The sequence below is a fragment of the Endozoicomonas sp. genome, from assembly GCF_051008435.1.
Taxonomy (GTDB): domain Bacteria; phylum Pseudomonadota; class Gammaproteobacteria; order Pseudomonadales; family Endozoicomonadaceae; genus Endozoicomonas_A.
This window is the reverse complement of the sequence record NZ_JBPCXO010000465.1, coordinates 1-5,073: the sequence shown is the minus strand read 5'-3', so window position 1 is coordinate 5,073 and position 5,073 is coordinate 1. Positions and strand designations below refer to the sequence as shown.

Below are 5,073 nucleotides of genomic sequence, written 5' to 3'. Positions count from 1 at the left end.
AAAATCCTAATTTAGAAAAATACAGTCAGAATTCACCCACGCTACCGCCCTTCAGATAACACTTACTCTGAAAAGCAGCTATAAAATTGCTGTTCTACTATTGCTATTGCCTAGGAGCCTGTCGGACCTCCCACTTACCCACCGCAAAACAACCAGACTTGGCCATTTTCTATGATTCTTTTCGTTGAATAGCTCGCTATTCGCCTCAAATAATCATAAAAACTGTCTCAAACCGGACTTTTTCTCGCTACGGTCGGCTAAGTCCGACAGGCTCCTAGATATATTTTCTGACGTAAAAGCAATTTTGCAGGCCGAACCCCAGATTCACGAGAACGGTCTGGAAGAAGTGGAGTATGAAGATACCGATACTTATGCGGTCACCCGACATTTTCTTAATAATTATTCCTCCATGCTGGAGATATTAATGGAGGAATAAAAAAAGCCACCGTTAAGGTGGCTTTTTCAGTAGGCTGTGTTCTTCTGAGTGACTTTCAGAAGAAACATACCTGGCTATCAGTCTTCGTAACTTTGAAGTACCAGACAGGCGTTGGTGCCACCGAAACCGAAGCTGTTAGACATGACTCGAGTCAGCTTCTGTTCGCGAGCTTCGCCCACCAGAACCGGCAGGTTCTTGGCTTCATCGTCCAGGTTTTCTACGTTGGCTGAAGCAGTGATGAACTCGTGTTTCATCATCAGCAGGCAGTAGATAGCTTCCTGAACACCAGCCGCTCCCAGAGAGTGACCAGACAGCGACTTGGTAGAACTGATGGTGGGCATTTCATCACCAAACACTTCTTTCAGCGCTTTCAATTCAGCAACATCGCCTACGGGTGTGGAAGTGCCGTGGGTGTTGATGTAATCAACCGGACCGTCAACCGTTTCCAGAGCCAGACGCATGCAGCGGGAAGCGCCTTCACCGGAAGGGGCCACCATGTCATAACCGTCAGAGGTTGCGCCGTAGCCAACCACTTCTGCGTAAATCTTGGCACCACGGGCTTTGGCGTGTTCCAGTTCTTCCAGAACCACCATGCCGCCACCGCCGGCAATGACAAAACCATCGCGGTCAGCGTCATAAGCGCGGGAAGCTTTGTCCGGACTTTCGTTGTACTTGGTGCTCAGAGCGCCCATGGCATCGAACAGGCCGGTCTGTGACCAGTGCTCTTCTTCACCACCACCGGCGAAGACAACATCCTGTTTGCCCAGCTGGATCTGCTCTACTGCGTTACCGATGCAGTGAGCACTGGTGGCACAGGCAGAAGTAATGGAGTAGTTCACACCCTTGATTTTGAATGGGGTAGCCAGACAGGCCGATACTGTGCTGCCCATGGTACGGGTGACACGGTAGGGACCTACACGCTTGACACCTTTCTCTCGCATGATGTCAGCGGCTTCTACGATATTTTCAGAAGAGGCACCACCGGAAGCGGCAATCAGGCCGGTTCTGGGGTTGGAAATCTGGTCTTCAGACAGACCGGAATCTTCAATTGCCTGTTTCATGGCGATGTAGGCATAGGAAGCCGCCAGACCCATAAAACGCAGTGTTTTACGGTCAATGTGTTCGCTCAGATCGATGTCGACAGAGCCGGATACCTGGCTGCGAAAACCTTTTTCAGCGTAGCTCTCGTTGAAGCTGATGCCGGATTTTCCCTGTTTGAGGCTGTCGGCTACGTCGTCCTGAGTGATACCCAGGCAGGAAGTAATGCCGATCCCTGTAACTACAACACGTTTCATTTGTCTAAACCTGAATTATCCGAATGAATCAGAATGCGTCGGTGCTCTGGAAAAGGCCAACCCGGAGCCCTTCTGCTGTATAAATCTCGCGTCCATCGACGCTGATAGTGCCATCAGCAATACCCAGCGACAGCTTGCGGCTGATAATACGCTTGATGTTGATGTGATAGGTCACTTTTTTGTTGGTTGGCAGGATCTGGCCGGTGAATTTAACATTACCACTGCCCAGAGCTCTGCCTCGGCCCGGATTTCCCATCCAGCCCAGATAAAAACCGACCAGTTGCCACATGGCATCAAGACCCAGGCAGCCAGGCATTACCGGGTCGCCCGGGAAATGGCACTCAAAGAACCACAGGTCAGGAGAGATATCCAGTTCGGCAATGATCTCGCCCTTGCCGTACTTTCCGCCTTCTTCAGAGATACGGACGATACGGTCCAGCATCAGCATGTTAGGTGCTGGCAGTTGAGCATTGCCTGGACCGAAAAGCTCACCCTGAGAACAGCGGAGCAGATCGTCTTTATCGAAGGATTGTTGCTTCATTCGTTCATTATTCCTGGAAAATGCCATGGCCGACCTGAAGGCAGGGGTGACATGGACCTGTCGACTCCCTGTCAGGCTGACCACTGATCACGGGAATTCATTACTATCGTTCCGGCGTGCACTATACCATTGCTCTCAGACTCTCATCAGAGTATTCCGTTGAAATTAACAAAAAAACAACAGATCTGGCGGCTCTCGTGACATTTGATGAAGGTCGGTTCCGGATGATCGTTTTTTCATCCTTTGAAAAACGCAACCCTCTTCATGCACTACCGGTTCAGGTAATGTATTATCTATCTGAAAGATCTTTCATCTCCCTTGGAGTTGAAAGACGAGTCTTTAGCCATGGCAGGATATTCAGACTGACTGATTTGCACCCGATCTGAAAGTGCAGCCGTCTGTTTTTAGGCCATGGCTTATAAGACGAACATGAAACCGGTGCCTGGGGTATACAGTCGCCAGACGGGATGGCTCCATTGCATCCCATGTGCCGAGTCAAGAGAAACACAGCCGGAACTATGATGATGACGCCGAACAACGGTAGCAAGCAGTATACCATAGCCATCCTGGGTGGAGGCAGCTTTGGTACAGCACTGTCCGATATATCAGCTCAAAACGGTCATCAGGTTAAACTCTGGATGCGCAGTGAGGAGCAGGTAAAGGGCATCAACCAGGATCATATCAATCACCGCTATCTACCGGACTATACCATTCACCCTTCTGTTCAGGCTTCTACCGATATCAAAGCGACAGTGTCCGATGCTGACCTGGTATTGATTGCCATTCCCAGTAAATCTTTTCGTTCAGTGGTACAGCTGGCGGGCGATGCTCTGGAAGGTAAAATGGTGATCAGTACGACCAAGGGTATTGAGCCGGTCACCTTCGACCTGATGAGTGAGATCCTCAATGAAGAACTCAACTCAATCAGAGTGGGTGTTCTCAGTGGTCCGAACCTGGCCAAGGAAATTGTGGCCAAGGCGGTAACGGCAACGGTTATTGCCAGTGAAGATTCAGAGCTGTGTGAGGTTGTTCAGAAAGTACTGCACTCTGATTATTTTCGGGTTTATTCCAATCATGATGTCTATGGTGTTGAACTGGCCGGTGCCCTTAAAAATATCTATGCCATTGTTTCAGGCATCGGTGCAGCCATGGGGATGGGTGAGAATACCAAGAGCATGTTGATTACCCGGAGTCTGGCAGAAATGAGTCGCTTTGCCGTGAAGCTGGGAGCCGATCCTATGACCTTTCTGGGGTTGGCGGGAGTCGGGGATCTGGTGGCAACCTGTACCTCCAGTCTCAGTCGAAACTACCGGGTAGGATATGCTCTGGGACAGGGCAAAAGCCTGAAAGAAGCTGAAGATGAATTGGGGCAGGTGGCTGAAGGGGTGAATACTTTACAGCAGGTTAAGCAGAAAGCGGTTGAGCTGGACGTTTATATGCCGATTGTAGAAGCCCTGCACAAGGTTATATTTGAAGACTTTGATGTCAGTCAGCTGGTACGGGGCATGATGCTTCGTGAACAGAAAACCGACGTTGAATTTATGGTCCGGTAAAAGTAAGGCGCGAACGGTTTTCAGTGCACAGGAATGTTTTCCTTTTAGAAACTGACTACTGTCAATTCAAAACTGTTAACTATCAACAAAAACGGAGCGGGTTATTTATGGATGAGAAAGTGATTGATAATCTGAAATCAGAGTCACGATGGCTTAGGCTGCTGTTCATGGTGCTGTTTTATATGCTGGCCCATATTGCAGGCTTTCTGATTTTACTGATCGCTATTGCTCAGGTTATACATGGGTTTATCAAGTCAGAACCCAATTCACGCTTGCTGGAGTTCAGTGCGAGTTTGAATCAATACTTTTATCAGATCATTCAGTTTGTTACTTATAATGCGGATACCAAACCCTATCCATTCAGTGACTGGCCTGGTGAGAAAGAGCCGGACAATGAAAATGATCAGGAAGAGGCCGGTTAACGGCTTGGCTATCCAGTCATCTTTTCTCATCTCATTGGTATCACCGTGCTTTTGAAAGGCATCGATAAACAGGAATTGAATGATGAAACTGATCATTATGCGTCATGGACAAGCCAGTTGGTCAGCACCTTCTGATCAGGAAAGACCGCTGACGGAAATGGGTCAACAGGAAGTACTCAGTACGGCTTCTAAACTGACTCATCTTGGGATTAACAGAGTCCTTGCCAGTCCATATCTCAGGGCACAGCAGTCTGGCCGGATTCTGGCTGAAACACTGGAGTGTACTCTGGAAACACTCGAGTGTATTACACCGGATGACGACCCAATGGCAGTCGTCTCAGAGTTGCCTGCTCATGGGAATATTGCGCTTGCCAGTCATATGCCTTTGGTGGGTGCTTTAACCGGTCTGCTCTGTGACGGGGCGATGCATCAGGGACCTGGCTTTATGACCGCTAACGCAGCGGTGCTAGAGATGGACATGCCAGGGCCCGGACTGGCTCAATTCGTCGAGATGATTGCGCCCTGAATTCTGCTTTCAGTCTCCGCCGTTTTTACTCAAAAACGACGGAGACTATCCCGCTTAAAAATAAATGTGACCTTGTCGTGAACTTTCCTGACCTTGATCTAATCTAAGCCTGCCTGAAAAAGAACAGTTTGTCGTCAAACTGGTTGGCTGATTGGGCATCCTGCTCAATTATTTCTAGGAGCCTGTCGGACTTATGCTTTCGAGCATAAATTTCAGTAGAACGAGTCGACAGTCTTGAGCGTTCTAGACAGCTTCGATGGATTCGTGAGAATAGTTGACCTATTTAATCGAATTCATCGA

General features: G+C 48.9%; 6 protein-coding genes. 4 read left to right on the top strand and 2 right to left on the bottom strand.

Annotated features, from left to right (window positions below):
* Window positions 1-304: 304 nt before the first annotated feature.
* The gene (locus ACR2PX_RS22975) at window positions 305-436 is read left to right on the top strand and encodes a hypothetical protein (RefSeq protein WP_434001681.1); all 132 of its coding nucleotides are present in this window, start codon (window positions 305-307) and stop codon (window positions 434-436) included.
* Between the two features lie 77 nt (window positions 437-513).
* Here ACR2PX_RS22975 and fabB read toward each other — a convergent pair whose 3' ends face one another.
* Window positions 514-1,731, bottom strand: coding sequence for a beta-ketoacyl-ACP synthase I (fabB, locus tag ACR2PX_RS22970; RefSeq protein WP_434001680.1), 1,218 nt, complete (start codon window positions 1,729-1,731; stop codon window positions 514-516).
* Between the two features lie 28 nt (window positions 1,732-1,759).
* A complete protein-coding gene (gene fabA, locus ACR2PX_RS22965; RefSeq protein ID WP_434001679.1) occupies window positions 1,760-2,272 on the bottom strand; it encodes a 3-hydroxyacyl-[acyl-carrier-protein] dehydratase FabA in 513 nt (170 codons plus the stop codon).
* A 518-nt stretch (window positions 2,273-2,790) separates the two neighbouring features.
* Between fabA and ACR2PX_RS22960 the strand changes: the two genes are divergently transcribed.
* The 3 genes from ACR2PX_RS22960 to sixA all read left to right on the top strand — a co-directional run bounded on the left by ACR2PX_RS22960 (window position 2,791) and on the right by sixA (window position 4,773).
* The gene (locus ACR2PX_RS22960) at window positions 2,791-3,825 is read left to right on the top strand and encodes an NAD(P)H-dependent glycerol-3-phosphate dehydrogenase (protein ID WP_434001678.1); all 1,035 of its coding nucleotides are present in this window, start codon (window positions 2,791-2,793) and stop codon (window positions 3,823-3,825) included.
* Between the two features lie 107 nt (window positions 3,826-3,932).
* Window positions 3,933-4,247 (top strand): DUF4389 domain-containing protein, encoded by a 315-nt coding sequence (locus tag ACR2PX_RS22955; RefSeq protein ID WP_434001677.1) that lies wholly within the window; start codon window positions 3,933-3,935, stop codon window positions 4,245-4,247.
* Window positions 4,248-4,326: 79 nt separating this feature from the next.
* Window positions 4,327-4,773, top strand: a complete 447-nt coding sequence (gene sixA / locus ACR2PX_RS22950) for a phosphohistidine phosphatase SixA (RefSeq protein ID WP_434001676.1) — start codon at window positions 4,327-4,329, stop codon at window positions 4,771-4,773.
* The last annotated feature ends 300 nt before the right edge of the window (window positions 4,774-5,073 follow it).